Origin of the sequence: Treponema porcinum (genome assembly GCF_900167145.1) — a bacterium.
Taxonomy (GTDB): domain Bacteria; phylum Spirochaetota; class Spirochaetia; order Treponematales; family Treponemataceae; genus Treponema_D; species Treponema_D porcinum.
In genome coordinates this window covers 55,865-81,031 of record NZ_FUWG01000005.1, presented here as the reverse complement: position 1 = coordinate 81,031, position 25,167 = coordinate 55,865, and the positions used below count along the sequence as shown (strand labels likewise).

At 43.6% G+C, this 25,167-nt stretch carries 19 protein-coding genes, 2 tRNA genes and 1 other RNA gene; 19 read left to right on the top strand and 3 right to left on the bottom strand.

Annotation, left to right across the window (positions count from 1 at the left end):
* Positions 1-194: 194 nt before the first annotated feature.
* Entirely contained in the window at positions 195-1,229 is a 1,035-nt protein-coding gene (locus B5D55_RS04165) for a hypothetical protein (RefSeq protein ID WP_078932738.1), read from the top strand.
* 87 nt (positions 1,230-1,316) lie between these two features.
* Positions 1,317-2,396: a tryptophan--tRNA ligase gene (gene trpS, locus B5D55_RS04160; protein WP_078932737.1), complete on the top strand. Its 1,080-nt coding sequence runs from the start codon at positions 1,317-1,319 to the stop codon at positions 2,394-2,396.
* Positions 2,397-2,415: 19 nt separating this feature from the next.
* On the opposite strand, the gene B5D55_RS04155 is transcribed toward trpS, so the two are convergent.
* Positions 2,416-3,822, bottom strand: a complete 1,407-nt coding sequence (locus B5D55_RS04155; RefSeq protein WP_078932736.1) for a CCA tRNA nucleotidyltransferase — start codon at positions 3,820-3,822, stop codon at positions 2,416-2,418.
* Complete coding sequence (locus B5D55_RS04150; protein WP_078932735.1) at positions 3,822-4,247, bottom strand: hypothetical protein; 426 nt, start codon at positions 4,245-4,247, stop codon at positions 3,822-3,824. The genes B5D55_RS04155 and B5D55_RS04150 overlap by 1 nt, the downstream gene beginning before the upstream one ends.
* A gap of 142 nt (positions 4,248-4,389) precedes the next feature.
* On the opposite strand from B5D55_RS04150, the gene B5D55_RS04145 reads away from it, so the two are divergent.
* The 17 genes from B5D55_RS04145 (at position 4,390) to B5D55_RS04065 (ending at position 21,181) form a co-directional block, all read left to right on the top strand.
* Positions 4,390-5,106: a hypothetical protein gene (locus B5D55_RS04145; protein WP_078932734.1), complete on the top strand. Its 717-nt coding sequence runs from the start codon at positions 4,390-4,392 to the stop codon at positions 5,104-5,106.
* A gap of 24 nt (positions 5,107-5,130) precedes the next feature.
* Positions 5,131-5,502 (top strand): chorismate mutase, encoded by a 372-nt coding sequence (locus B5D55_RS04140; RefSeq protein ID WP_078932733.1) that lies wholly within the window; start codon positions 5,131-5,133, stop codon positions 5,500-5,502.
* 11 nt (positions 5,503-5,513) lie between these two features.
* Positions 5,514-7,139: a glycogen/starch synthase gene (locus tag B5D55_RS04135; protein ID WP_078932732.1), complete on the top strand. Its 1,626-nt coding sequence runs from the start codon at positions 5,514-5,516 to the stop codon at positions 7,137-7,139.
* A 34-nt stretch (positions 7,140-7,173) separates the two neighbouring features.
* Positions 7,174-7,246: transfer RNA gene (locus tag B5D55_RS04130), tRNA-Thr, on the top strand.
* A 5-nt stretch (positions 7,247-7,251) separates the two neighbouring features.
* Positions 7,252-7,333, top strand: a tRNA-Tyr gene (locus B5D55_RS04125).
* A gap of 180 nt (positions 7,334-7,513) precedes the next feature.
* Positions 7,514-8,452 (top strand): MBL fold metallo-hydrolase, encoded by a 939-nt coding sequence (locus B5D55_RS04120; protein ID WP_078932731.1) that lies wholly within the window; start codon positions 7,514-7,516, stop codon positions 8,450-8,452.
* A 56-nt stretch (positions 8,453-8,508) separates the two neighbouring features.
* Complete coding sequence (gene mltG, locus B5D55_RS04115; RefSeq protein ID WP_078932730.1) at positions 8,509-9,570, top strand: endolytic transglycosylase MltG; 1,062 nt, start codon at positions 8,509-8,511, stop codon at positions 9,568-9,570.
* Entirely contained in the window at positions 9,570-11,354 is a 1,785-nt protein-coding gene (gene dnaG, locus B5D55_RS04110; protein WP_078932729.1) for a DNA primase, read from the top strand. The genes mltG and dnaG overlap by 1 nt, the downstream gene beginning before the upstream one ends.
* A 25-nt stretch (positions 11,355-11,379) precedes the next feature.
* A complete protein-coding gene (gene rpoD / locus B5D55_RS04105) occupies positions 11,380-13,194 on the top strand; it encodes an RNA polymerase sigma factor RpoD (protein ID WP_078932728.1) in 1,815 nt (604 codons plus the stop codon).
* A 69-nt stretch (positions 13,195-13,263) separates the two neighbouring features.
* A complete protein-coding gene (locus tag B5D55_RS04100; protein WP_078932727.1) occupies positions 13,264-14,151 on the top strand; it encodes a zinc ribbon domain-containing protein in 888 nt (295 codons plus the stop codon).
* A gap of 9 nt (positions 14,152-14,160) precedes the next feature.
* Positions 14,161-14,557: RNase P RNA component class A (gene rnpB / locus B5D55_RS04095), an RNA gene on the top strand.
* 76 nt (positions 14,558-14,633) lie between these two features.
* Positions 14,634-15,527, top strand: a complete 894-nt coding sequence (locus B5D55_RS04090; RefSeq protein WP_234975372.1) for a tetratricopeptide repeat protein — start codon at positions 14,634-14,636, stop codon at positions 15,525-15,527.
* 21 nt (positions 15,528-15,548) lie between these two features.
* Positions 15,549-16,586 carry a rod shape-determining protein gene (locus tag B5D55_RS04085; RefSeq protein ID WP_078932725.1) on the top strand — a complete coding sequence of 346 codons (1,038 nt, stop codon included), beginning with the start codon at positions 15,549-15,551 and terminating at the stop codon, positions 16,584-16,586.
* Between the two features lie 6 nt (positions 16,587-16,592).
* Entirely contained in the window at positions 16,593-17,462 is an 870-nt protein-coding gene (gene mreC / locus B5D55_RS04080) for a rod shape-determining protein MreC (protein ID WP_078932724.1), read from the top strand.
* A complete protein-coding gene (mreD, locus tag B5D55_RS04075; RefSeq protein ID WP_234975371.1) occupies positions 17,459-17,971 on the top strand; it encodes a rod shape-determining protein MreD in 513 nt (170 codons plus the stop codon). Before mreC ends, mreD begins: the two co-directional genes overlap by 4 nt.
* Positions 17,971-19,863, top strand: coding sequence for a penicillin-binding protein 2 (gene mrdA, locus B5D55_RS04070; RefSeq protein ID WP_078932723.1), 1,893 nt, complete (start codon positions 17,971-17,973; stop codon positions 19,861-19,863). Before mreD ends, mrdA begins: the two co-directional genes overlap by 1 nt.
* Before the next feature lie 4 nt (positions 19,864-19,867).
* A complete protein-coding gene (locus B5D55_RS04065) occupies positions 19,868-21,181 on the top strand; it encodes an FtsW/RodA/SpoVE family cell cycle protein (protein WP_078932722.1) in 1,314 nt (437 codons plus the stop codon).
* Positions 21,182-21,490: 309 nt separating this feature from the next.
* On the opposite strand, the gene mfd is transcribed toward B5D55_RS04065, so the two are convergent.
* Entirely contained in the window at positions 21,491-25,153 is a 3,663-nt protein-coding gene (mfd, locus tag B5D55_RS04060) for a transcription-repair coupling factor (RefSeq protein WP_078932721.1), read from the bottom strand.
* Between the last annotated feature and the right edge of the window lie 14 nt (positions 25,154-25,167).

The following is a 25,167-nucleotide window of genomic DNA, read 5'->3' as shown; positions in this document are numbered from 1 at the left end:
GGCTGTGAAGATTCCGCAGAGTCCAGTTCAAAAACTTTCAAGTGAAGTGGGAAAAATTGCAGTAACAAATGACTTTTCTGAAACTGCCTGGAAAGTAGACTCAGCAGGAAAACTTGCTAAAAAATAGTCCTGTTTATGTGAACCGGGAACATTTTTCTGTTTACATAAGATGGTTTCACACGTAAAATGGAACTATGAATATTCAGACTAAAAAACATTTTTTTTGCGTAGCTGCGCTTGTTTTCCTACTTGCAGCTGCTCATACAGAAACAAAGACGCCGGAAATATCTTCCGCTTTAAAATCCATTATTGGTGAGCTGGAAGCTGTTTTTCCGGAGAACAGCTCGCTTCTTGGCGTTCAGCCGGATGCGTACATCGGAAAACTGTTTCCGTCCGTTCCGCCGCATTTTACTGCCGGCCTTAGCATAAGCGGAACTTTTGTTGATACCGGCTTTTTAAGCGACAACGTGCAGAAAATCGGTGACAGCATTTCTGATTTTCTTTCGGAGTCCGGCGTTGTCGATACGCTTTCAATTGATTTTGATATGCCGGAGCGCATTCCGTATCCTTCTGCCGGAATTTCTGCGCGGCTCGGCGGAATTTTCCTTCCGTTCGACATCGGACTTTACGGCATTACGACCATAGGAAACGTTCTTGATTCTATAGAATTTGATGATGTCCGTGTCAGCATTGACTATACGACGTTCGGTGCTGACGTACGGTATGCGCTTTACGAAGGAAATCTTTTCCTTCCGAAAATTTCCGTCGGTGCAGGCTATATGTACTCGCGTCAGGAAATGAAGTTTAAAATATCGCAGGATTTTACGACGAATGCCGGTTACGGCTCTGCAGAAGAGCATTCTGTTTCTGCAAACGTAGCTACTCATCTTGATATGACGGTTGCAACGCATACTGTTTTTGCTCAGGTTCAGGCATCAAAAAAGCTTTTTATTTTTACGCCGTTTATAGGATTTAAGGCGGCATTTACCGCTTCTGAATATGACGGCAGCTGGAGCTATTCTACAAAAATCAATGAAACCGAAAAATCCGAACTTTCTGATTCAGACAAATTCTCCTGCTCAAATTCTTTTTTTGACACGGGAATTCAGCCTCAGGTGTTCGGCGGTCTTGGCATAGACCTTGCGTTTTTTCAGATTGCTGTAAATCTTTCTTACAATATGCGTTCGTACTATACAAGCGGTTCTGTTCTGCTTGCGTTCAAACTGTAGCGTTTTCCTGCATTTCTTTTCCTGCGTTTCTATGGAACAAACAGGTGTTTTAGGATAAAATCTAGCGCAAATATATTGGAGTTGAAAATGGCAGAATTGGAATACAGCGGAACTTATGAAGCCGCGCTTGCTACCAGCAGAAAAATTGAAGAAGATATTGTAAAAAATCCGCAGAAATACCGCGTCCTTACCGGCGACCGTCCTACAGGACGGCTTCACATAGGACATTACTTCGGGTCTTTGAAAAACCGCGTGCGTCTTTCAAAACTCGGCGTTCCTACGATGATTTTAATTGCGGACTATCAGGTTCTTACTGACCACGATGCGTATCAGGAAATCAGCCAGAATACAAAGCAGCTTGTCATTGACTATCTTGCGGCCGGTATTGAGCCGGGCGAAAACGTAATGATTTATCCGCACAGCTATATTCCAGAGGCAAATCAGCTTATGGTTCCGTTCCTTACGCTTGTTTCAAATGCGGAACTCAGCCGAAATCCTACTGTAAAAGAGGAAATTCAGGCGGCAGGACTTAAGAACGTCAATGCCGGAATGTATACGTATCCTGTTCATCAGGCGGTTGATATTCTGTACTGCAAGGGAAACGTCGTTCCTGTAGGAAAAGACCAGCTTCCGCACCTTGAGATGACGCGCACGATTGCCCGGCGCTTTAATGAAAAATTCTGCAAGGGAAGGGAGCCTGTTTTCCCTATGCCGCAGGCACTTCTTTCAAAAACTCCAAGCATTATGGGACTTGATGGCTGTCAGAAGATGAGCAAGAGCCGCGGTAATGCAATTATGCTTAGTGCTACGGAAGACGAAACTGCAAAACTTATAAAGAAAGCCAAGACTGACGGCGAGCGGCTTATTACGTATGACCCTGTAAACCGTCCGGAAGTTGCAAACCTTTTGTCACTTATTTCGCTGTGTACGCAGGAAGCACCGGAAGATGTTGCCGCAAGAATCGGCGAGGGCGGCGGCGGAATGCTCAAGAACGAGCTTACCGTTGCACTGAACGAGGAACTTCGTCCGCTTCGCCAGAAACGTGCGCAGCTTGAAAAAGACCCTGCCTACATAAGGAGCGTTCTTCTTGATGGCGTAAAAAAGGCCCGTGAAATTGCGGAGCAGACGCTTTCGGAAGTGCGTGAAGTAATGAATATGGTAATTTAAGCGGAAAAGCCTGTTTCGTTCATTCGGAGCAGGCTTTCTGCATATTCTGACAATAATTCTGCGCAATCGTAAGAAGGGTATCTTTTGTATTCTGCGCAGGATCGTCAAGTACTGTTTCAAGCAGATAGTTCAGGACTTTTCCGACTGTTTTTCCTGCCGGAATTCCTGCATGCATAAGGTCTTTTCCGTTTACGGCAAGCGCCTTTAATGTAAGCGCAGAATTTTTTTCGTGTTCGACTTCAATCCGGTCTTTCAGTTCTAAAAGCAGTTTTCCTGCCGGGCTGTCGTGAAGGCGCAGTGGTATTCTGTGCATTCCGTAAATGTCTGCAAGGCGCAGGTCAATTAAATCTTCAAAATTTTCATATCCGGTACGGACTAAAAAACGGCGGACGGCGGCGTCTGTCCAGGTGGGTTCATAATTGAACATATGATTTTTTACAAGGTGGCATACGTTGTCTATGAGTGCGTTAGGAAATTTCAGCCTTGCAAGAAGAGGGCGGCTGATTTTTTCGGAAATCTGCTCGTGATTGTAGAACGTGTACAGTTCTGCGCCGTTTTCTGTTTTTATATTTTTTGCCTGCGGTTTTCCTATGTCGTGAAGAAGCGCGGCAAGGCGAACGTTCAGCTTGTCTTTAGGCGCGCCGTCACAGGCGTACATAAGGTGAGTCATTACGTCAAATTCGTGAAAGCCGCGTCCGTCGCCCTGTATGCACTGAACGCACGGACGGAATTCCGGCATAAAAATGTCAAGAAGGTGCGTTTCTTCAAGCAGCTTGATGCCGGCGGACGGTTCTTCTGCTTTCAGAAGCTTTATCATTTCGTCGCGGAACCGTTCTACCGAAATCCCGGCGGCTTTTTTCTGGATTTCCGCCTTAAAAAGTTCCGAGTACGTATCTTTTTCTATACTGAATTTAAGCTGGGCGGCAAACCTTATTGCGCGTATCGGGCGGAGTCCGTCTTCCATAAAACGTTCGGACGGTTTTCCTACGGTTCTTATTATTTCGTGCCGGATGTCGTTCTGTCCGCCGAACGGGTCTACTACCGTACCGTCTGCAAGGTTTACGGCAATTGCGTTCATCGTAAAGTCGCGGCGGCTTAAGTCGTCTTGTATTGTTGCAGCGTATTCTATGTGGTCGGGATGCCGTCCGTCCGAATATCCTGATTCCGTGCGGAACGTGGTAACTTCAATTTCATTTTTCATAAAGTGAACGGTTACAGTTCCGTGCGCAATTCCCGTTGGAATTACTTTGTGGAAAATCTGTATTATTTCTTCCGGCCTGGCATTTGTCGTAACATCCCAGTCGGACGGTGTTTTTCCCATAAGCATATCACGGACTGCACCGCCTACAAGGTATGCACTGTAGCCGTGCTGTTCAAATATTCCGTGCATTTTTTTCAGAACCGGCGGAATTTTAAGGCATATCATCAATTTATCCCCTGTGAAAGAATGTCTACAGCCCGGTAAACAATGAGACAGGCTGTTCCTGCAATGCCTGAAACTGTCATCAAAATTGCGTGAATAATATAGTAAGATTTCGCTTTTTTTTCGATTATGCAGCAGACGGCGGCGATGATAATTCCGGCAGCAGAGAAAAACATTAGTGCCGCCGCGGTAATTGCCGCCGTTCTAAGTATGATTATAAGGTTTGAGTCAAGGAAGCGCTGGAAATTTCCTATAAAAAAAAACATCGTAGTTGCGGCGAGGTACAGGAAAAGGAAAAGAACCGTTCTTCTTGTAAGGATAAAGACAAGCGGCGGCTGCTGATTTTTTTTGCTCAGTATGTTCTCGTCGTTGAAATAAAGTTCGAAGAAGTAGTTTTTTTTGTCCTCGATTTTTCTTGATGTTCTCATAAACCATTGATATACTAAAAAAACTGCTTTTGACAGTCAAGGGGAAAAAATGGGGAAAAAAATACGGATCTTTTTTGTATGCTTCATTATATTAGTCCTTTTTTCTGGTGCGCTCTTTTTTATAGGGTGGACTCAATTCAGGGTGAAGGCTGATACGGCCGGTGTTCTTGTTTCCAAGACCGGCGGTGTAAATGAAAATGTGATTGAGGGCGGAGAGTTTTCCTGGCACTGGGAATTCCTGTTACCGACGAATGCGCAGCTGCGGCTGTTCAGCACAAAGCCTGTTATGGTGGAAAAGCGTATTTCCGGCGAATTGCCGTCCGGCAGCGTGTATGCCGGTCTTTACAAGAACAGCCCGGATTTTTCATATAATTTCGATTTTTTGATTTCTGCGGCTGTTTCAAAGGACTCGCTTCCTTCTCTTGTGAAAGACGGCTCTTTGACTGACCAGGATTCTCTTGAAAAATATATAAATTATGCCGCAGACGATTTTATCCGTTCTGCCGTGCAGAAACTGATTTCGCTTCCGGGTCAGTCTTCCGTGTTCCTTCCAGAAACGATTGATTATGATGCACTTTTCAAGGATATTGCCGTTTCATCAAAATATCCGGGCGTTGAAATCAGGTCTGTTTCAGTGCGGAACGTCCGTATTCCGGACTGCGAATTGTATCAGAAAGCGCGCGACGTATGCTTGCAGTCGCAGGTGCCTTCTTTTCCTCGGAATGACGGTGCAGGTACGGAAGATAAGTCCGGTTCTTCAGCCGGCGGCGGACAGTCTTTGAAAAAAAATGCCGCTTCGGATGAGGAAAAGGCGCTTGACCTTCTGAACCAGTTGAAGTCAATTTTCTCCGAACAATAAATTTTATACATCAGGATTTTTTCTATGAAACGATTATTTGGAATTCGTGGCGCTGTATGCGCTGAAAATACTAAAGAGTCTATCAGCCTTCAGACTGCTGAAATGTGCCGGAAACTTTTTTCCGAAAATTCTTTGTCTGCCGCCGATATTGTTTCCGTCCAGTTTACGTTAACGCGTGATTTGGACGTATTTAATCCGTGCGCCGCACTCCGTGCAAATGATGTAGGAATAGATACGTCGCGCATTCCGCTGTTTTGCAGTCAGGAAGCATATATAAAAGGCGGACTTGAAAAAGTCATCCGTATTCTCATCACTGCCTATATGGACGAAAATGCAGTGCCGTCGCCTGTTTATATGGGCGGCGCTGAAGTTCTGCGTCCGGATTTCTGCAAATAGCGGACTTTTTTATGAAAATCTGGATTGTCAGTATGGAATGTGCCGGTATTGTTGAAGCCGGCGGCGTCAAGGACGTTACCTATGCCTTGTGCGAAAATTTTGCAAAGGAAGGGAATGACGTAACTCTTTTCATTCCTGTTTTTGCGGCAAATTCATTTTCCTCCCTTAAAAATATACAGGAACATTCGTTTAAGGCGGACATATCGTTATGCGGACAGACTGTTCAGGCGGACTATACGACGGCGCAGTTTATTGATTTCCCCGGAAAAGTCGTTCTTGTAAATCATCCTGCATTCTCCGAAAAACAGGCTGTATATGTGTACACTGCGGAAGAGCAGCGGCTTAATCCGTCTCACGTATGCGGAACGGGTCATTCTGATGCGCATTTTCTTGATGCGCTTCTGTCGAAGGCGGCTGTGTCATACGGCGCTGCCGTTTCTGCCAAAGACCTGCCTGATGTAATTCACTGTCAGGATGCATCTACTGCCGTTACTCCTTGCTATGCGGCGCTTATGCAGCCGGCTTATTTTGAAAAAACAACGTGTTTTGTAACGATACATAACGCCGGTCCTGCTTATCATCACGAATTCTGCAACATTGACGAAGCGTATTACTATACGGAGCTTCCGTGGAACTGGCTTATGGACGCGATGAACGGGGTAAGGGTAGAGCCGTTTCTTCTTGCTTCTAAAAACGCCGTCCTTACGACTGTTTCTACCTATTACGCTACGGAACTTCTTAATCCTGCGAATAACGAGGCTACGGACGGACTTTCCGGAATTTTTGCTGCCCGGAAAATTCCGGTTTTCGGCATTACAAACGGAATTGATTATTGTCATTATTCTCCAGAATGTCCTGAAATTTCCGGGCTTCCTTTTCCTATGGAAACTGATTCTGCGGAACTGGAAGGAAAGTACCGGAACCGTGATTTTTTTCTGCGCCTTTGCGAAAAAGACATTTCTGATGAAGATAAAAACTGCGCCTATATGGAACATCTTTTCCGGTACGGTTATCTTTCTTCCTGCGATAAAGGCGGCGCTCCGTGCGTATATTTTGTCTACCACGGACGAATTGTCTGGCAGAAGGGAATTTCGCTTCTGCTTCAGGTAATGAACGCTGTTCTTAGGGAATACGATAACTTACGGTTTATAATTATGGGGCAGGGAGAAACGGCGATTGAAAATGAAGTTCAGGGACTGACAGATTTATTTGCAGGGAAAGCAGTGTTTTTCAAAGGGTATAACGGTCGTATGTCGCGTTTGTGCGTTGCCGCCGCCGATTTTTCCGTTCTGCCGAGCTATTTTGAGCCGTGCTGTCTGGAAGATTTTATATCGCAGATTTTTGGAACTGTGCCTGTTGCACACGAAACCGGCGGATTAAGAAAGATAATTGACGGCGAAACTGGTTTTCTGTATCCGCAGAATACATTTGAGTCCCTGTACGCTGCCCTTGAAAAAGCTGTTGACCTGCGGCTCAATCATTTTAATACAATGAAGAAAATGGTGCGTTGGGCATCGCATTTTGTAAAGGATTCATATTCCTGGGAATTCGTCATCAGAAATAAATATTTGAAATTGTTTGAAAAAAATATGAAAAAACGGAAAAAGCCGGTTGACACTTTTTCTCGATTGGTATAATATAATTCACGTTCGACACGCTTATCGAACGTCTGCTGCCTTAGCTCAGCTGGTAGAGCACGTGATTTGTAATCTCGGGGTCGTGGGTCCAAATCCTACAGGCAGCTTTTTCGGGGAGTTTCCCGAGTGGTCAAAGGGGACAGACTGTAAATCTGCTGGCTTAGCCTTCGTAGGTTCGAATCCTTCACTCCCCACTTGAAAAGAGTTAGATTTGTTCTAGCTCTTTTTTTTTATTTTAAATGCATTCCTGTTCAGTCTGTTAAAGTTATTTGACAAAGACTGGTGTATCGTTTAAATTGTGATAAAGAAGATATGTTTGTGCATACCTTTTCCTGGCGTTATCGCGGGCGTAGAGTTTTTATTTAGGAAGAGAAATGAAAGTTCGGTTTTATGGTGTCAGAGGTTCTATACCTGCTCCTGTTTCTTCTAAGCAGATTCAGTCTAAGATTACGGCTGTAATACAGCGTATATCGGCAAAAGATATAGTTTCGGCAGATGCGCGGGAAAAATTCATTTCTGAACTGCCTTCGTGGATTTTCGGAACGGCAGGCGGAAATACATCCTGTATTGAACTTCGCGGCAATGATAATACCGAAGTCGTGCTTGATGCCGGTACGGGAATTCGTGTTCTTGGAAAATCGTCTGACAAACCAGCTCACAAAACGTACAATCTTTTTCTTTCTCATCTGCATTGGGATCATATACAGGGACTTCCGTTCTTTGACCCTGCATACGCACCTGATACTTCGCTGAACATTTATTCCTGCACGGAAGGAACTGAGGAGTATCTCAGGGCGCAGCAGAGCAGTCCGTATTATCCTGCCGGTTTTGAAAAATTCACCAAAAACATTACTTTTCGTACAGTTGCGCCGGGAAGTACGTTTATGGTTGGCGGACTTACTGTTTCTGCCTGCGAAATGTCGCATCCTGGACGTTCGTTCAGTTTTTCCTTTTCTGAAAACGGAAAGAAATTTGTCTATGCTACTGACGTGGAACTTGCGCAGTCTGATTTTGATTCTACGCCGGCGCACGAGGCTGTTTTCCGTAACGCAGACTTTATTGTCCTTGATGCGCAGTACACCGTTGAAGAGTTGTATCGCAAGATAAGCTGGGGTCATTCTTCATTCTGCTATGCCATTGATTTTGCAGTTCACTGGGGAATAAAAAACGTGTATCTGTTTCATCACGAACCTATGTACGACGATAAAAAACTGTATTCTATTCTTACGGCGGCGCGCTGGTACGCAAAATATATCGTTCATGCTGACGTAAATGTTTTTCTTGCCGAAGAAGGTCTTGAACTTGATATATAAATCTATGGATACAATAGATATATATTGTAAAACATTAAAAATTTTATAAGGTAATAATGAAAATATTGAGAAAAATTTTATGCGTTTCCGCCGCCGTTCTGGCTGTCTGTATTGCTGCCACTTTGCTTTTCCTGAAACTTGGTGCGATGCCTGTGTCGTCTGTGGATAATGCGGATGAAAAGAGGTTTGAAGTTCCTGCCGGAACGTCTGCCCGTAAAATTGCGAAAGACCTTAAGGAGTCCGGTCTTATCCGTTCCGAACTTATTTTTTATCTTGGCGCGCGTTTTCCGTTTTTCAGGTCAGTCCTGCTTGGAAGCCGGGAGCCGTTTTCCCTAAAAAGCGGCGTCTATAAAATATCGGGCAGTATGAGCATACTTCAGATTTACAGGGCTCTTTCGTCCGGTCAGCAGGAATTCATACGCGTTTCCGTTCCTGAAGGACTGACTGTTTCCAAAATTGCACTCAAGCTTGAAAATACCGGCGTGTGCGAGGCGGAAGATTTTAAGGAATCTTGCCGTGATGCTTCTCTTCTGGAAAAGTATCATATTCCGGCAGAAAGTTTTGAAGGCTATCTTTTTCCTGATACATATTTTCTTACTCCGTCTATGAGCGGAAGTGCCGTAGTTTCTATTATGGCAGATACCTTTTTTGAAAAAACGGCTTCTGTTCCGGGACTTTCTGAACTTTCCCCTGAAAAACTGAACGATGTTGTAATACTTGCGTCTATTGTCGAGCGTGAATACAGGATTGATGAGGAAGCGCCTCTTATTGCAAGCGTATTTAAAAACAGGCTTGAGCATAATATCGGGCTGTATTCCTGTGCCACTATAGAATATATCATTACGGAAATTGAAGGACGCGAACATCCGGATGTCATTACTTATGATGACATAGCGATTGACAGTCCGTACAATACGTACAAGTGGGCTGGACTTCCGCCGGGAGCAATTTCAAATCCCGGAATTGTTGCCCTGAATGCGGCAGTTCATCCGGCAGATACGAATTACTATTATTTCCGGATTGTTGATTCTTCAAAGGGGAAGCACGTATTTTCCAAGAATTTCTCTACGCATATAAGCGAGGGATATATTTCCAATACTAAAAAAACCGGGAACTGATGGCATCCTTCATATCAAAAGAAACGATAGAGGCTGTGCAGAATGCAACTGACATTGTAAGCCTTATCGGCGAGTACACCAAACTTGAGCCGCGCGGAAAAGACTACTGGGGCTGCTGTCCGTTTCATAATGAAAAAACGCCGTCGTTCCATATTGAGCCGGACAAGCGGTTTTATTACTGTTTTTCCTGTCACGCAGGCGGTGATGTCATAAAATTTATTATGGAGCAGGAAAAGCTTTCTTATGCGGATGCAATTCTGTTTCTGGCAAAGCGTTCCGGCGTAGAGGTGAAGTATGAATCGGGTTATTCTCAGCCTGCTCCAGATCCGAAACTTAAGCTTTCGGAAGAATACATTGACTTGTACGAACGGACTGCATCGATGTTTCATTATCTGCTTACGGAAACGGAGCAGGGAAAGCCGGCTCTTGAATATATTACAAAGCGCGGACTTTCCGAGAAAACGATACAGAAATTCAAGCTTGGTTTTGCGCCGGCAGACCGTCACTGGCTGAAAAAATTTCTTCTGGGAAAAAATTTCAGTCCGGAATTTCTTGGCGGAAGCGGACTTTTCAGCAAAAAATATCAGGACACGGCTTTTTTTTCAAACCGGCTTATGTTTCCGATTTTCAACAGGCGCGGACAGGTTGTTGCGTTTGGAGGAAGGCAGCTTGACAATGACCCGAACAGTCCGAAATACCTGAATTCCGGTGATTTAATTCAGTATAAAAAAGGCGAAACGCTTTATGCGTTCAATTTTGCAAAAAAGGCCATAAAAGAAAATAAAAAAGTTATTTTTTGCGAAGGGTATATGGACTGCATTGCCTACCACCAGTGCGGAATTGAATATGCCGTCGCTCCTCTTGGAACTGCACTTACTGATGAACAGGTACGTCTTGTCCGTCCGTTTACTGATGAAGTCCTGCTTTCTTTTGATGCGGACGGCGCAGGGCAGAAAGCTACGATGCGTGCAATGCTTATGCTTCGCCGTGCCGGAATTACCGTGCGCATAATACAGCTTGTAGGCGGAAAAGATCCTGCGGAAATAATGATAAATTATGGCGCAGAAGCATTGACAAATGCCGTATCCAATGCTATATTGGATAGCGACTTTTTATTATCTAAACTAGGCTCGGAGTATTCTGTGGATACTCCTGAAGGTAAAACTAAAGCATCCCTTGCTTTTTTTACCTATGTAGATGCGTTACAGTCAGATATACAAAAAGAATCGTGTCTTGAGCAACTGTGTCAGGCATTCAATCTAAAGCCGGAGGCCGTAAAAAGAGATTTTCTGAATCGTGAGAAAGCCCATGAACGTTTGAATAACCGGCAGCCATCTGCGTCTTCTCAGCCGCAAAAAATAAAACTAACAGCCGAACTTCGCAGCGTACTGGCAGTAATGGCCGACTTAGATAAGTATAAAATGATGCGTGCGGAGCTTTCTGCAGACGATTTTGAAGATTTTTCAGCCAAACAGCTTTTTACTATTCTTGAGGAGTGTTTCAAGGATAATTCTTTGTCTTTAACAGGGGTATTGAATCGCTGCGAGGACGGTCGTCTTGCCGACTTGATAACAAGCGTTGTGTCATTAGGCGAGTACAGGGATAATACCGGAAATGCAGTACAGGATTCAATCCGGATGATAAAGCGAAGAAGTCTTGAGCGCCGGCGGAATGTTTTGATGGAGCGTCTGCGCCATTTATCTCCGGTAACTGCCGATGACAAAGAGCAGCTGCGCGAAATCCTTAGGGAAAAAATGGAGATTGACAGAAAGCTCCTTCAGTAATTTACGGTAAAAAAGGTGTGCAGTAATGGATCAGGAACAGAATCCTTTTATTCAAAAAATTTTGGATTATGCAAAGGGGAAACCCGGCATTACATACGATGAAATTTCAGATCTTGTTGGTCCGGATTTTGTCAATTCACCTGCGATGGAGGAAGTTCTTGGACTTCTGGCGCAGCAGCATGTCGAAATAATAGAATCTGGTCTTGTTGATGAGGACGAACAGGACGATGTTGTCGCTGATGATGAGGATGACGTTGCCGACGAGGCTCTGCTTGATGACGGAGATGATGTTGTAGAAGATGAAGATGCCGAGAAAATTCCGGATGTCAGGGGAAAACTTGTAAACGGCGATAAGGAATCAAATGTAGATGATCCAATCCGCCTGTATCTTCGTGAAATCGGAAAAGAAAATCTGCTGACTGCCGAACAGGAAGTTTTTCTTTCCAAGAAGATGGAAGACGGCAAGAACATTATAAAAAATGTTATCCTTAATTCAGGCATTATGATTCCTGAGTTTTTTGCGGTTGCGCAGAAAGCTTTTACGCGTATAGACATACACGAACCTGGAAGACCGCGTAAGGAAATAAACGAAGAGATGGCAGAAAAACGCCGCCTTAGAAGCTGCTACAGTGAATACATCAAGCCGGTTCTTCCTGAGATGAAGCAGTATATGATGCTTAAAAAGCAGATGTTCGAGGCAAATCAGACTGGCAGGATTTTTGAAGATCCGCAGCTTGTCGAGCTCAGGGCAAAAATTCAGCCGGGACTTCAGCACATTGACATTCAGACAGAGGAACTTGATAAATTTACTCAGAAATTTGCAGAAGCTACCCAGAAAATAGATGAATATCATCAGAAGCAGGAAAAAAAGATGAAGGAGCTCAGGATTTCCGGTACAGGAGAGCTTCGACGTCTTGGACGCCGCATTTCCATCAGGTCGGAATCTGCCAAGCTTGAGGCAGAACTTAATATGACGACTGATGATATCCGCGAGATTTATACGCAAATTCAGAAAATAGACCGCAAGCTTCATCGTCTTGAATACGAATTTGAAAATACTATTGACGATATTCTTGAAAAGGCAAAGGAAATCAAACGCGGTGCGCGTATGATGGAGCAGGCTAAGAACAAGCTTATCAATGCAAACCTTCGTCTTGTTGTTTCTATTGCTAAAAAATATACTAACCGCGGACTTCAGTTCTTTGACCTTGTTCAGGAAGGAAACATCGGTCTTATCAAGGCTGTAGAAAAATTTGAATACCGCAAGGGATTTAAATTCTCTACCTATGCTACCTGGTGGATTCGTCAGGCAATTACGCGTTCAATTTCTGATCAGGCGCGCACTATCCGTGTTCCTGTGCATATGATTGAGCAGATAAACAAGGTTGTGCGCGAGAGCCGTCAGCTTATGCAGAAACTTGGGCGTGAACCAACTGATGAAGAGATTGCACAGCAGCTTGGATGGCCTCTGGCACGCGTAAAGCAGGTTAAGAATGTTGCGCGCGAGCCTATTTCTCTGGAAACTCCTATCGGAGAGGAAGAAGATTCGTCATTGGGAGATTTCATTGAGGATAAGGAAGTCGAAAATCCGGCTACGCAGACGGCATATACGCTTCTTCAGGAGCAGCTGCGCGAGGTTCTGAGTACTCTTCCTCCAAGGGAGCAGGAAGTTCTTAAAATGCGCTTTGGTCTTGACGACGGTTATTCCCTTACGCTTGAGGAAGTCGGTCTTTACTTCAACGTAACGCGCGAGCGTATCCGCCAGATTGAGGCAAAGGCATTAAGGCGCCTCCGGCATCCGCGCCGTGCGAACGGACTTCGGGATTATATAGAAACCTGATGTTTTATAGACAGAAATCGTATTTTACTATATAAATAAAAGATACAACAGATTTATAAGGAACGGGAAATGGTTACCACAGAAGTTTTTGAAAAATTGAAGAGCCTTCAGGTTATATTGGGTAGAAAATATGAGCTTGAGGCAAAAATAGATGAAGCGCCGAAACAGTTGACTTCACAGGATGAACTTCTTTCAAAACTTAAGAAAGAGTTTATTGAAAAAAGCAAGGAGTATGAGGCGGTAAAGGAGTCTGTCCTTTCAATAAAGGCTGAACTTGAAACTGCTGTAAGGACTCGTGAAGAAGGTGAGAAGAATATGGACACAATTACGACTCACCGTGAATATGAGGCGCTTGACAAGCAGATTTCAGAAGCTTCTTTGAAAGAAGCTGAACTTCGCAAGAGCCTTCAGAAAGAAGAAAAAACACTTGCTGAACTGGATGACATTATAAAATCCACAGAAGCTATGATTGCTTCTCAGGAAAATGACTTGAATACCAGCAAGGAAACTCTGAACAATCAGATAAATACGTATAAAACTGAACTTGATGAACTGGGAAAGCAGGAAGAAGGAATCGTTCCTGGTCTTGATCAGGAAATCCTGTTTAAGTTCCAGAGAATTATCCAGCGCAATTCAGAAGGTATTGTTGCCGTAAAGAACGGTGTATGTACCGGATGCCATATGATTCTTCCTGCGCAGTTTGCAAATGAAGTTCACGTGGGCGAGAAAATCCTGTTCTGTCCGTATTGCAGCCGCATTTTGTTCTATGAACAGTCTGATGATGATTCTCAGGAAACATTCTTCAATGATTCTGGAAGTCTTGCCGATCTGGATGATGACTTTGCTGATGACGAAGAATATGATGAAGAGAACGAGTTTATGGATGAGGACGAATCTTCCGAGGATGATGTTTCCGGTGATGACGGAGATGAGTTTGAAGAAGATTCTGAAGAATAGGTAATTATGCAGACGGGATATAACCGCGCGGCATTTTATGATGATATGAAACTGCCGTGAGGTAAAGTCCGGGCTCCTTCGGAAAAAATGCCGGATAATGACCGGGCGTTTTCAGGCAGATACATAATTTCTTGTATATCCCCGAAAACGACAGACAGTGCAACAGAAAATAAACCGCCTGATTATTCAGGTAAGGGTGAAATGGCAGTGTAAGAGACTACCGTGCAGCTGGTAACAGGTGCAGCAGTGTAAACCTCATTTGGAGCAAGATTAAGCAGAAGCTTGAGTATTCCGACTTGTACGCTTCGGGTAAATTGCTAAAGTTGTCTGGTAACAGGCAATTCGGATAGATGGTTATGTCGTTGTAAAACGATGACAGAACCCGGCTTATCGTCCCGTCTGTTTTTTTAGGATAGTTAGGGTTTGGAATGAAATTAACCGGCAGTAACATTGTAAGGAAAAAAAGCAGGCTCGTACCTTTTTTGATAATCGCTTTTTTTATATCTTTAACTGTTGTTTCTGCCGTCGTTATTACAGTAAGGACTGTTCACCGGCATTTATCGAATACTCCGTCTGTTGTTGCCCTTATTGAAAAATGGAAAACGTATGATTATCCTTCCATATATGAGGTAAGCCGTCAGATTTTGCAGGACAGGCCGTATGATGGCACAGTCCTTATATATCACGGCTATGCAAGTTTTTATCTTGCAGTTGCCCAGACTGATACTTCTCTTGCGCAGGGGTATCTTGATGAAGCTATAAGCAGTATGCGGATTGCCCTGTACAAGGCCGGAAAACAGGTTCGTCCACAGATTGAATATATGCTGGGAAAGGCATATTTTTATAAGAATACAATTACTTCTTACTATTATGCTGATTTAGCGCTAAAATATCTTACCCTGGCAAAGGAGCACGGCTACAAGGCTGATGATGCTGCTGAATACAGGGGGTTATGCTATGCGGCGCTTGGAAACTATATGGAGAGCATCGCTGCTTTTACGGAGGCTCTGCTTGTCCGCGAGTCGGACTCCCTGCTGCTTTCCATTGCGGAACAGTATTACAAGGCAGGGCAGGCTACTGCTGCAAAGCAGTATCTGTTCCGCATAAAAAATGAATCTTCCGATGACGATTTGGTACTGAAAAGTATGAATCTTCTTGGAACGATTTATATTGATGAGAAAAATTATGACGAAGCCCGCAGGGAATTCGAAGGAATTTTGAAAAAAAATCAAAATTCTGCTGATGCATTCTACGGTCTTGGCGTAATATATGAAAAACAAGGTGATCTGGTGAAAGCCCGTGCGGAGTGGCGAAAGGCGCTTCGTGTTCAGGTTAATCATTCACTTTCCTTGGAAAAAATGGCAAATTATAAGTAGTTATAAAATCCGGGAGGATTTATGGGATTTTTTGACAGATTTTCGACTGATATTGGAATTGATCTGGGAACATGTAACACGCTGATTTATGTTCGGGGAAAAGGAATTGTTATAGACGAGCCTTCTGTAGTAGCAGTTGAAAAAGGCACGAAGCGTATTCTTGCTGTTGGTTCAGAGGCAAAGAATATGCTTGAAAAAACGCCGAGCAACATTATTGCCATCAGACCGCTGGCAGACGGCGTCATTTCTGACATAGACAGTTGCGAGCGTATGATTAAATATTTTATTCAGAAAATTACGCCGAAGCATCAGATTATAAAATCTACCCGTATGAAAATCGGTATTCCTTCCTGCGTTACGGACGTAGAGAGGCGCGCTGTTATTGAGGCTGCGCTTAAAGCCGGCGCAAAGGAAGTTGAAGTGATAGAAGAATCCAAGGCGGCGGCAATCGGTGCAAAAATCCCAATTTTTGAGCCGGCTGGTCATATGATTTGTGATATTGGCGGCGGAACTGCCGAAATCTCCGTTATTTCTTTGGGCGGAATGGTAGTTACCAGTTCAATACGCGTAGGCGGCGATAAGTTCAATGAGGCGCTTGTAAAGCACGTAAAGAGCGTTCATAACCTTATTATAAGCCACCAGGCTGCAGAACGCCTGAAAATTCAGATTGGAAACGCAGCGCCGGACAAAACTATTGAAAAAATGGAACTGAAGGGAACTGATGCAATTACCGGTCTTCCGCGCCGCCTTGAAATTGACAGTGTAGAAGTTCGTGAAGCACTCAAAGAGCCTGTACGCCTTATCGTTGAGGAAATCAAGAACGTTATCAGCCAGACTCCGCCGGAGCTTGCTTCTGATATTATTGACTGCGGTATAGTTATGACAGGCGGCGGTTCTATGCTTAAAGGACTTCCGAAACTTATTTCAAAAGAAACAGGCGTTCCTGTCATTCTTGTTGAAAATCCGCTGGAATGTGTTGCGCTTGGTGCGGGACAGGCTTTTGAGCTGTTTAAGGATATGTCTACAGACCGTTCTGTTTACGACAGTCTGAACGATTAGAATAATATGGCTGCAAAAAGAAGATCGTCTTTTTCATTCAAATTGCAGGAATTTATCCTGCTGCTTCTTGTTTTAATCTCAGGCGTTATGCTGGCATTCAGCTCCGGCAGTTTTGTCATAAATGTAAAGACTGTCGGTTTTTCCGTTTTATCTTCCGTCGAACGTCAGGTACATTCCGTTGCAACAGGTATTACAGATGTATTTACAGCTGCGCACGAGCTTGCAAAACTCCGGAAGGAATACGACGAACTTTCCAAAAAGCTTGAAAATTACGAGCAGATGCAGCGGTCGAATGCAGAAATTCGCAAAGAAAACGAACGGTTGAAAGAGCAGCTTGATTTTTCAAATTCTTTAGAGGAAAAGAATTATCCGGCGCAGATTATTTCCAGAGATACAGATAATCTGTATGCTTTCCTTACGATAAACAAAGGCAGTGCCGCCGGAATAAGAAAGAATATGCCGGTCATTGCCTGTCAGAACGGAACTTCCGGGCTTGTTGGAAAAATCATACAGGTAGGAAAATATACAAGCATCGTAATGCCTGTATATAATCTGAACTGTACTGTTTCTGCCCGTATTCAGAATACCCGTGACCTGGGACTTGTTTCCGGAAACGGCAATCAGAATGCAAATCTTTCTATGAAATACATCAGGAAACGGGTACTTGACGAACTTCATTACGGTGATGTTGTCGTAACTTCCGGCGAGAACAGCAATTATATGAGGGATTTGCCGTTGGGAACAATATCGAAGATTACTATAGTTGAGTATAATTCTTCTTTGGATATAGAACTTACGCCTGTTATTGATTTTTCACGGCTTGAAAATGTTGTTGTCGTTAATATGCGTGAAATTAATGATTCAAGGAAAGAATGATGACTAAATCTGTTTTTATTTCTGCGTTTATTTTGTTTTGTACTGCTCTTGTTGAAACTGCCATTCTGTCAAATATTACTATTCTTCCTGCCGTTCCAGACTTGCTTTTGCTTTGTTCCGTATATCTTTCCCTGCTGAACGGACGCGGGACTGGCGAGGCTGACGGATTTATTTCCGGATTGTTTATGGATTTTCTTACAGGCGCGCCGTTCGGCTTTAACTGTCTTTTCAGGACAATAATCGGATATTCTGCCGGCTGGTTAGGAAAATCAATACAGTACCGTGGAATTATAATGCCGGCTGTAATCGGTTTTTCCGTTACGCTGCTGAAAGTCTTTTTAATCTGGCTGATTTCGCTATTTTTTCCGCTTGTCGTGAATACATATAATTTGTTTTCCGTACAGTTTGTGTTTGAACTGCTTGCCAATACGCTGTGCGCTCCGTTTATATTCAAGCTTATGGATTCTTTCAGACGCTTTGTTGCCGTACATCCGGAGGAGCAGGTCTGATGGCATTTTCATTCCGCAACGGACGTGGACTCAGGAAAGGCAGCTCGCTCGATAAAACTTCCCGAATTTTTCTTTTGGGAATATTAATTTTTTTCGGCTTTGTAGTATATTTCTACCAGCTTTTTTATCTTCAGGTCATTCAGGGAGCTGAATACCGCACGCAGTCAAAGACGATTTCCAGTCAGGTAAATACAATTCCTGCCCAGCGCGGCGAAATTTTTGACCGCAATGCCAATCTTCCTATGGTAATCAATACAGAATCGTTTGCCGTTGAAATTACGCCGGGAGAAATTCCTTCCGGTATGTATGATACTGTCGTAACTAAGCTTGCATCTATGCTCGGCATTTCAAAATACGATATTGATAAGAAAATTCCGAAGAATATCCGGCGTTCATACGCAACCGTTCAAATACGCTCAAACGTTCCGTTTTCAATTATTTCCAACATCGCGGAGAATAAAACTGACTTGCCGGGCGTTTCCTGGATTTCAAAACCTATCCGCAACTATGTTGAGTCCGGCTCTATCTCTCACGTTGTAGGCTATGTCGGCGATATAACGAAAGAAGAAATGAACGTTATGTACAATCAGGGATATTCCCAGAAAAGCATCGTCGGAAAAACCGGCATTGAAAAGCAGTACGATTCGCTTTTGCAGGGAACGCCGGGACGTTCCAGCCGCACTGTAGACGTTCGGGGAAGGGTACTTTCTGATACTCCTATAGTCGAACCTCCAAAAATGGGAAAAAATCTTATCCTTACTATTGATACACGCATTCAAACGCTTGCGGAAAAAACGCTTGGCAACAGAGTAGGGGCTGTTGTCGTTCTGAAACCTGCTACAGGCGAGGTGCTTGCTATGGTTTCATATCCGTTTTTTGATCCGAATATTTTTAATACAGATGAAGCAGGTGAATATTATCAGTCTCTTATAAATGATGAAAAAAACAGGCCTTTGGTAAACCGTGCCGTAAATGCAACTTATCCGCCTGCATCAACATTTAAGATTATTATGTCTGCGGCAATGCTTCAGGAAGAGGCGTTCTCATCGGCAAAAAAAATAGAATGTAAGGGAAAATTGTACTACGGAAACCGTATGTTTCACTGTCACGTGCATGAACCTGGTCACGGCTGGCTGGATATGAAAAATGCGCTTGCACAGTCGTGCGACGTATATTATTGGACTATAGGACGTGATTATCTGGGAATAAATAAAATCGCTGCATATTCCAAGGAATTTGGGTTAGGGCAGAGTGCTATGATTGATTTGCCTAGCCAGCAGACAGGATTTGTTCCGTCTATAGAATGGAAGGAGCGTCGCTTCCATGAAAAATGGCTTGGCGGAGATACAATGTCCTGTTCAATCGGTCAGGGATATCTTCTGGCGACTCCTTTGCAGATGGCAGATATGGTTGCGATGGTTTCAAACTCCGGCGTAATTTACAAACCCCACATTTTGAAAGAAGTAAGGGATCCTGTTTCGAACGAGGTAATTAGGGAAGTAGTGCCGGAGGTTCTGTTTAAGTCCGATATAGAGCCTAAAGTTTGGAAAGAAGTACAGGAGGCAATGCTGTATACGATTACAGACGGAACTCCGCAGTATCCTATGCATAACAAGACTGTGCAGGCGGCAGGCAAGACCGGAACGGCGGAAGTTGCTCCGTATAAGACAAGCTGGCATTCGTGGATGGTGGCGTATGCTCCTTACGATGCGCCTCCGGAAGATCAGGTTGTCGTTTCTACAATTGTTGAAGCCTGCAACCCGTGGGAATGGTGGGCGCCGTATGCAACGAATATTATCCTGCAGGGAATTTTTGCGAACCAGAACTATGAGGAGGCTGTTGAGGCTCTTGGTTTCAAGTATCTGATGAAAAACAGGGCTCGTCAGGAATAGTAAGATGAAAAAAAATATACTGGAATCCTTTGATTTGATTATTTTGCTCTGCGTACTGGTTCTTGTTTTTACGGGAATAGCATTTATTTATTCATCAGGCGTTAATTCAGACGGAATTCTTGTTACAAATGAATACGTCAAGCAGATTGTCTGGGCAGGAATAGGAATGGTTTTTCTTGCATTTTTTGCGCTTACCGATTACCGTAAATGCGAAAGAATTTCCGGCTGGCTGTTCGTCGTGTTTCTGCTTGTGCTTGTATATACCAGATTATTCGGACGATACGTAAACGGTGCAAAAAGCTGGCTTGGAATCGGTGATTTTGGCGTTCAGCCGTCGGAATTCGGAAAAATTATTTTTATTTTATTCCTTGCAAAATATCTGAACGGTTCTGCAAATGAAAATCCGCTTAAACGGCTGATAATTTCAGCAGTTATTTTTGCCGTCCCGACACTTCTTATTCTTGCACAGCCGGATTTAGGAACTGCAACTGTCTATATACCGATTTTTTTCTTTATGTGCTTTATGGCAGAAATTCCTTTGACATACCTGATGTTTTTGTTTGGAATTTGCGCTTCAACTGTTTTTTTTACGATACTTCCTGTATGGAATGAATATATCGCCCATAATTCAGTCGTACTGATTACAACGCTGTCTGATTTTAAGCTTAAAATGATTTTAATTCTTGCGGCGGCGGCGATTTGCGCAATAAGTATTGTCGTGCGGTATTATTTCCACGGAAGAAAATATTATTTCTGGATAGCTTATGTTTCTGCAATCATTTTTATCGGCTTGATTTGTTCTTCCGGTGCCGGAAAAGTCCTTAAGGATTATCAAATTCGTCGTCTTATCGTATTTATGGACCCTTCGGTAGATCCGCTTGGTTCAGGATGGAATATTATCCAGTCAAAAATTGCGATCGGTGCAGGAGGAGCGTTCGGGCGGTCTTTCCTGCACGGAACACAGAGCCATTACCGTTTTCTTCCGCAGCAGTCTACGGATTTTATTTTCAGCATTCTTTCCGAAGAAATGGGTTTTGCCGGCGGTGCTGTTGTTTTTGTCCTTTATATGATAATTATGTGGAGAACGATTGTCATTATAAAAAATACTTCAAATAAATTCGGTATGTATATTGCATCCGGTATACTCGGAATGTTCGTCATTCATTTTTTCATCAACGTAGGAATGGTTATGGGAATTATGCCGATAACCGGAATTCCGCTGCTTTTCCTTTCTTACGGCGGTTCTTCCTTGCTTACTGCAATGAGCTGCATAGGACTTTTAATGAGCATAAACAGTCGTAAATTTGATTTTACATAATTAGAGTTTTGTTTGCGGCGAAAAAAAAGAGGTTAGTGAGGGGAATGGGTAAAATGTGTAGAAAATGTTTTAATAATATATATTGGTAGACAGAATATGCGTTATCAACAGTGGGATTTAGCAAAATATTTGCCTTGCGAGTACACTACATCTCATCCATCCATCCGATGCCTTCTTCTTTTGCATAAAAACTGGTTGTCGTAAGACGGCTCTGTGATTTTCTTTATTTATTACCGAAAACCTTTTATGGTTCATAAAATTTTTCCGGTAAATCATTTACAAAAGAAAATGCCAGATATGACTTTTTTTCTATATAATTTTCTCCAGTTTTTCGCGTATGAATTCTGATTTTTCTTTCAGTCTGATTTTTCCTGTATTAAGGAAAATCATATTCGGTTTTGACGGATTAAGTTTTACTGCACCGGCTGATTCTGCAATCAGCCTTAGAACTTTGTTTACGGATATATCGGAAACTTTTGCAAATTCTATGGCGGCAATTCCGTTGTGTTCCTTTATTGAGGCAATGTTCAGTTTTCTGCATATTATTCTGATTTGTGCCAGAGACAGAAGGCTTGAAACTTCTTCTGGTACAGGACCGAATCTGTCTGTCATTTCTGTGTATACAGAGTCGAGTTCTTCTGCGTTTTGAACGCCGGCAATTTTCTTGTATATTTCCATTTTTGTCTGCGGATTTTGAACGTATGAGTCCGGGATAAAACCTGTGTATTCCAGTTCCATAAGGACTTCCGCCTGCGATTGGTAATCTTCCTGCGCCGTAAGCCTGTTTACTGCATCATTCAAAAGCCGCACGTACATATCAAAACCTACGGAATAGACGTTTCCGCTCTGGTCTTTTCCAAGCAGGTTTCCTGCTCCGCGGATTTCCATATCTTTCATTGCAATTTTGAAGCCGCTTCCAAGTTCCGTAAAATCACTGATTACCTGAAGGCGTTTCATTGCAATGTCACTCAGGGATTTGTTTTCGGGATAAAGCAGATATGCATACGCCTTTCTGTCGCTTCGTCCTACGCGTCCCCTAAGCTGGTACAGTTGCGATACGCCGTACATATCTGCCCTGTCAATGATGATTGTATTTACGTTCGGAATGTCAATTCCGTTTTCGATGATTGTAGTTGCAACAAGAACGTGGAAGCCACCCATTTTAAAGCGCCGGAAAATATCGTCAAGTTCTTCGCTTGTCATCTGCCCGTGCGCAGTATCTATCATCATTTCAGGAAGCAGCCGTTCCAGCTTGATGCGTGTTTCTGCAAGCGACTCAACGCGGTTGTGCAGGTAAAAAACCTGTCCGCCCCGCTCTACTTCTTTTCGGATTGCCGCCGCTACTCTTTCATCGCTGTATGCGTCGATGACGGTTTCTATCGGCTGGCGGCTTTGCGGCGGAGTTGTCAAAAGGCTCATATCCCGGATTTTCAAAAGGCTCATATGAAGCGTTCGCGGAATTGGCGTTGCAGACATTGCAAGGCTGTCTATATTGTTCTTAAGGACTTTTAGTTTTTCCTTGTCTTTTACGCCGAATCGCTGTTCTTCGTCTATAATCATAAGTCCGAGGTTTTTAAACTCGACGTCTTTCTGGATTATCCTGTGCGTTCCTACAAGAATGTCAATCTGCCCTTCCGCAGCTTTTCTCAGGATTTTTTTCTGTTCTGCCGGCGCTACAAAGCGTGACAAATGTGCGATTTTTACCGGAAATGTCTTGAAACGTTCCATACACGTTTCGTAATGCTGTTCTGCAAGAATTGTTGTAGGCGCAAGAAAAGCAACTTGTTTTCCGCCCATTACGGCTTTGAATGCGGCGCGCATTGCTATTTCCGTTTTTCCGTAGCCTACGTCACCGCATACAAGTCTGTCCATCGGAACAGGCTTTTCCATATCGCGCTTGATTTCTTCCGTTACGGTAACCTGGTCAGGCGTATCTTCGTAAGGAAATGCCGCTTCGAACATCGTCTGCCATTCGGTATCTTTTGGAAACGGAAAACCGTGCGCGGCTTTTCTTCTGGAGTATAAATCAATGAGTTTTTTTGCAAGGTCTTCTACCGCAGTACGTACTTTGTTTTTCCGCGCTTCCCAGGACTTGCTGCCTATCCGGTCTATTCTGGGTGCTTCGCCTTCGTTTCCGATGTAGCGCTGGACAAGATTTACCTGTTCTATAGGAACGAACACGAATTCTTCATCTGCATATTCAAGCTTTATGTAATCACGTTCGTTTCCAAGAGCCTTTACCCTGTCTATTCCGCGGAAAATTCCTATGCCGTACTGTACGTGGACGATATAATCGCCGGGATTAAGTTCTACAAAAGTATCAATGACGGAACTTTTTGCCTTGTTCAGGGATTTTGGAACGTATTTTTTCCGCCCGAATATTTCATTTTCCTGAATGACGCGCAGTTTTATTTCTGGAATGATAAAGCCTTCTGAAATTGCTTTTCCGAATACGACCAGCGGCTTTTTTTCTGCAGTGCTTCCGTCATTTTCCGGCTGTGTAAACGGCTTTAAAATTTCCGTTATGCGAAGTGCCTGATTTTGATTGTCCGCAAAAATAAAAAGACTCCAGCCGTCATTCTGAAGGCGCGTAAAATCTTCTTTTAAATAATTTATGTTTCCAAAGTAGCTTTGCGAGGCATCTGAGTTCAGTTCAAATATGATTTCCGTAAAGTTGTCTGATTTTTCAGTAACAAGTGTACGAAATTTTATACATCTTTTTATATTATTTATAATGTCAGCAAATCTGAATGATATGTCCTGTGGCGGAAGTACGGGAAATTCAAGCCGCGCCTTTCTGTACATTCCCATAAATTCCCGATCGGTGCTTTCCTGCGAGTTTGAAAGCCTGTCAAAATCAAGCATAAATACAGGCGTGTCCGGGGAAATGTAATCGAAAACCGTGTAGTTTTTATCCCAAAGCGCAGGATAGAACAGTTCCTCTCCCTCGCTCTGACCTGTCGTTTTCAGTTCTTCAAGCAGTTTTTTACGCGCTTTTTTTGCTTCTTCAGTAAAAGCAAGGCGCGGTGCGTTTTCCGTTTCTGAAATCTGGTTTTCGTCTGTTTTTTCTGCGGACACGGTTTCTGAGTCGCTGAGTTTTTCTTCCAGTTTTGCAATGAGTGTTTCGTTCCAGATGACTTCTTTCATCGGATAGATAAGGACTGAATTTACGGAACTGCTTGTCGTCTGGTTTTCCACGTCGAAAGTCTTTATTTTTTCTATTGTATCAAAGTCAAAAATAATGCGCACTGCGTCCTCTGATTCAGGAAGGAAAATGTCAAGGACTTCGCCGCGCAGGCTGAATTCACCGCGAACGCTTACTCGCGGAACTCTCGTATATCCGATTGACGTTAGTTTTTCGGCTGTTTTTACCGTATCAATCTGCTGTCCCACGGAAAGAGAAAAGCAGAGCGATTTTATATATTCCGGTGACGGCGCAGGTGTCTGCATAACGCGCTGCGGAATGATGAAAATGCGCGGCGCAAATTTCATTGCATCTGCGGCTGACGTTTCCCGAAAAGCCATCCGGGCGAAAACTCCGGCGCGCTGACCGAACGTTATTGTTCCGGGGGTTGCCGGACGGTATGTAAGCGTTCCCCAGGACGGCAGGATGAATACCTGCGCCTCTTCAAAAACGGTGTTAAGGTCTGTGCGGAGGGCAAGTGCTTCTCTTTCGCCCGGAACGATGACGACGATGTTCCGGCTTGCGGAAAGTCCGTTATTTTCCGGCAGATTTTCGCCCTGCACTGCTTTTGACGAATAGCCGGATGCCGTGTATTTGTATGACTGAATCCATTTTGCGTATGATGCGCCTGCAAATTCTTTCAGGAAATAGCTGTGCAGGCTGCCGTTAAGACCTGTGACGTTTACCGGAAAAACAGTGCCGGAATCTGTAAGTTTCTGCGCCGCACTGCTGAATTCTTTGAAAGAATGGAGTATACTTTGAATGGAATTTGTTGATAATGTATTCATATAGTTTTTCCGAT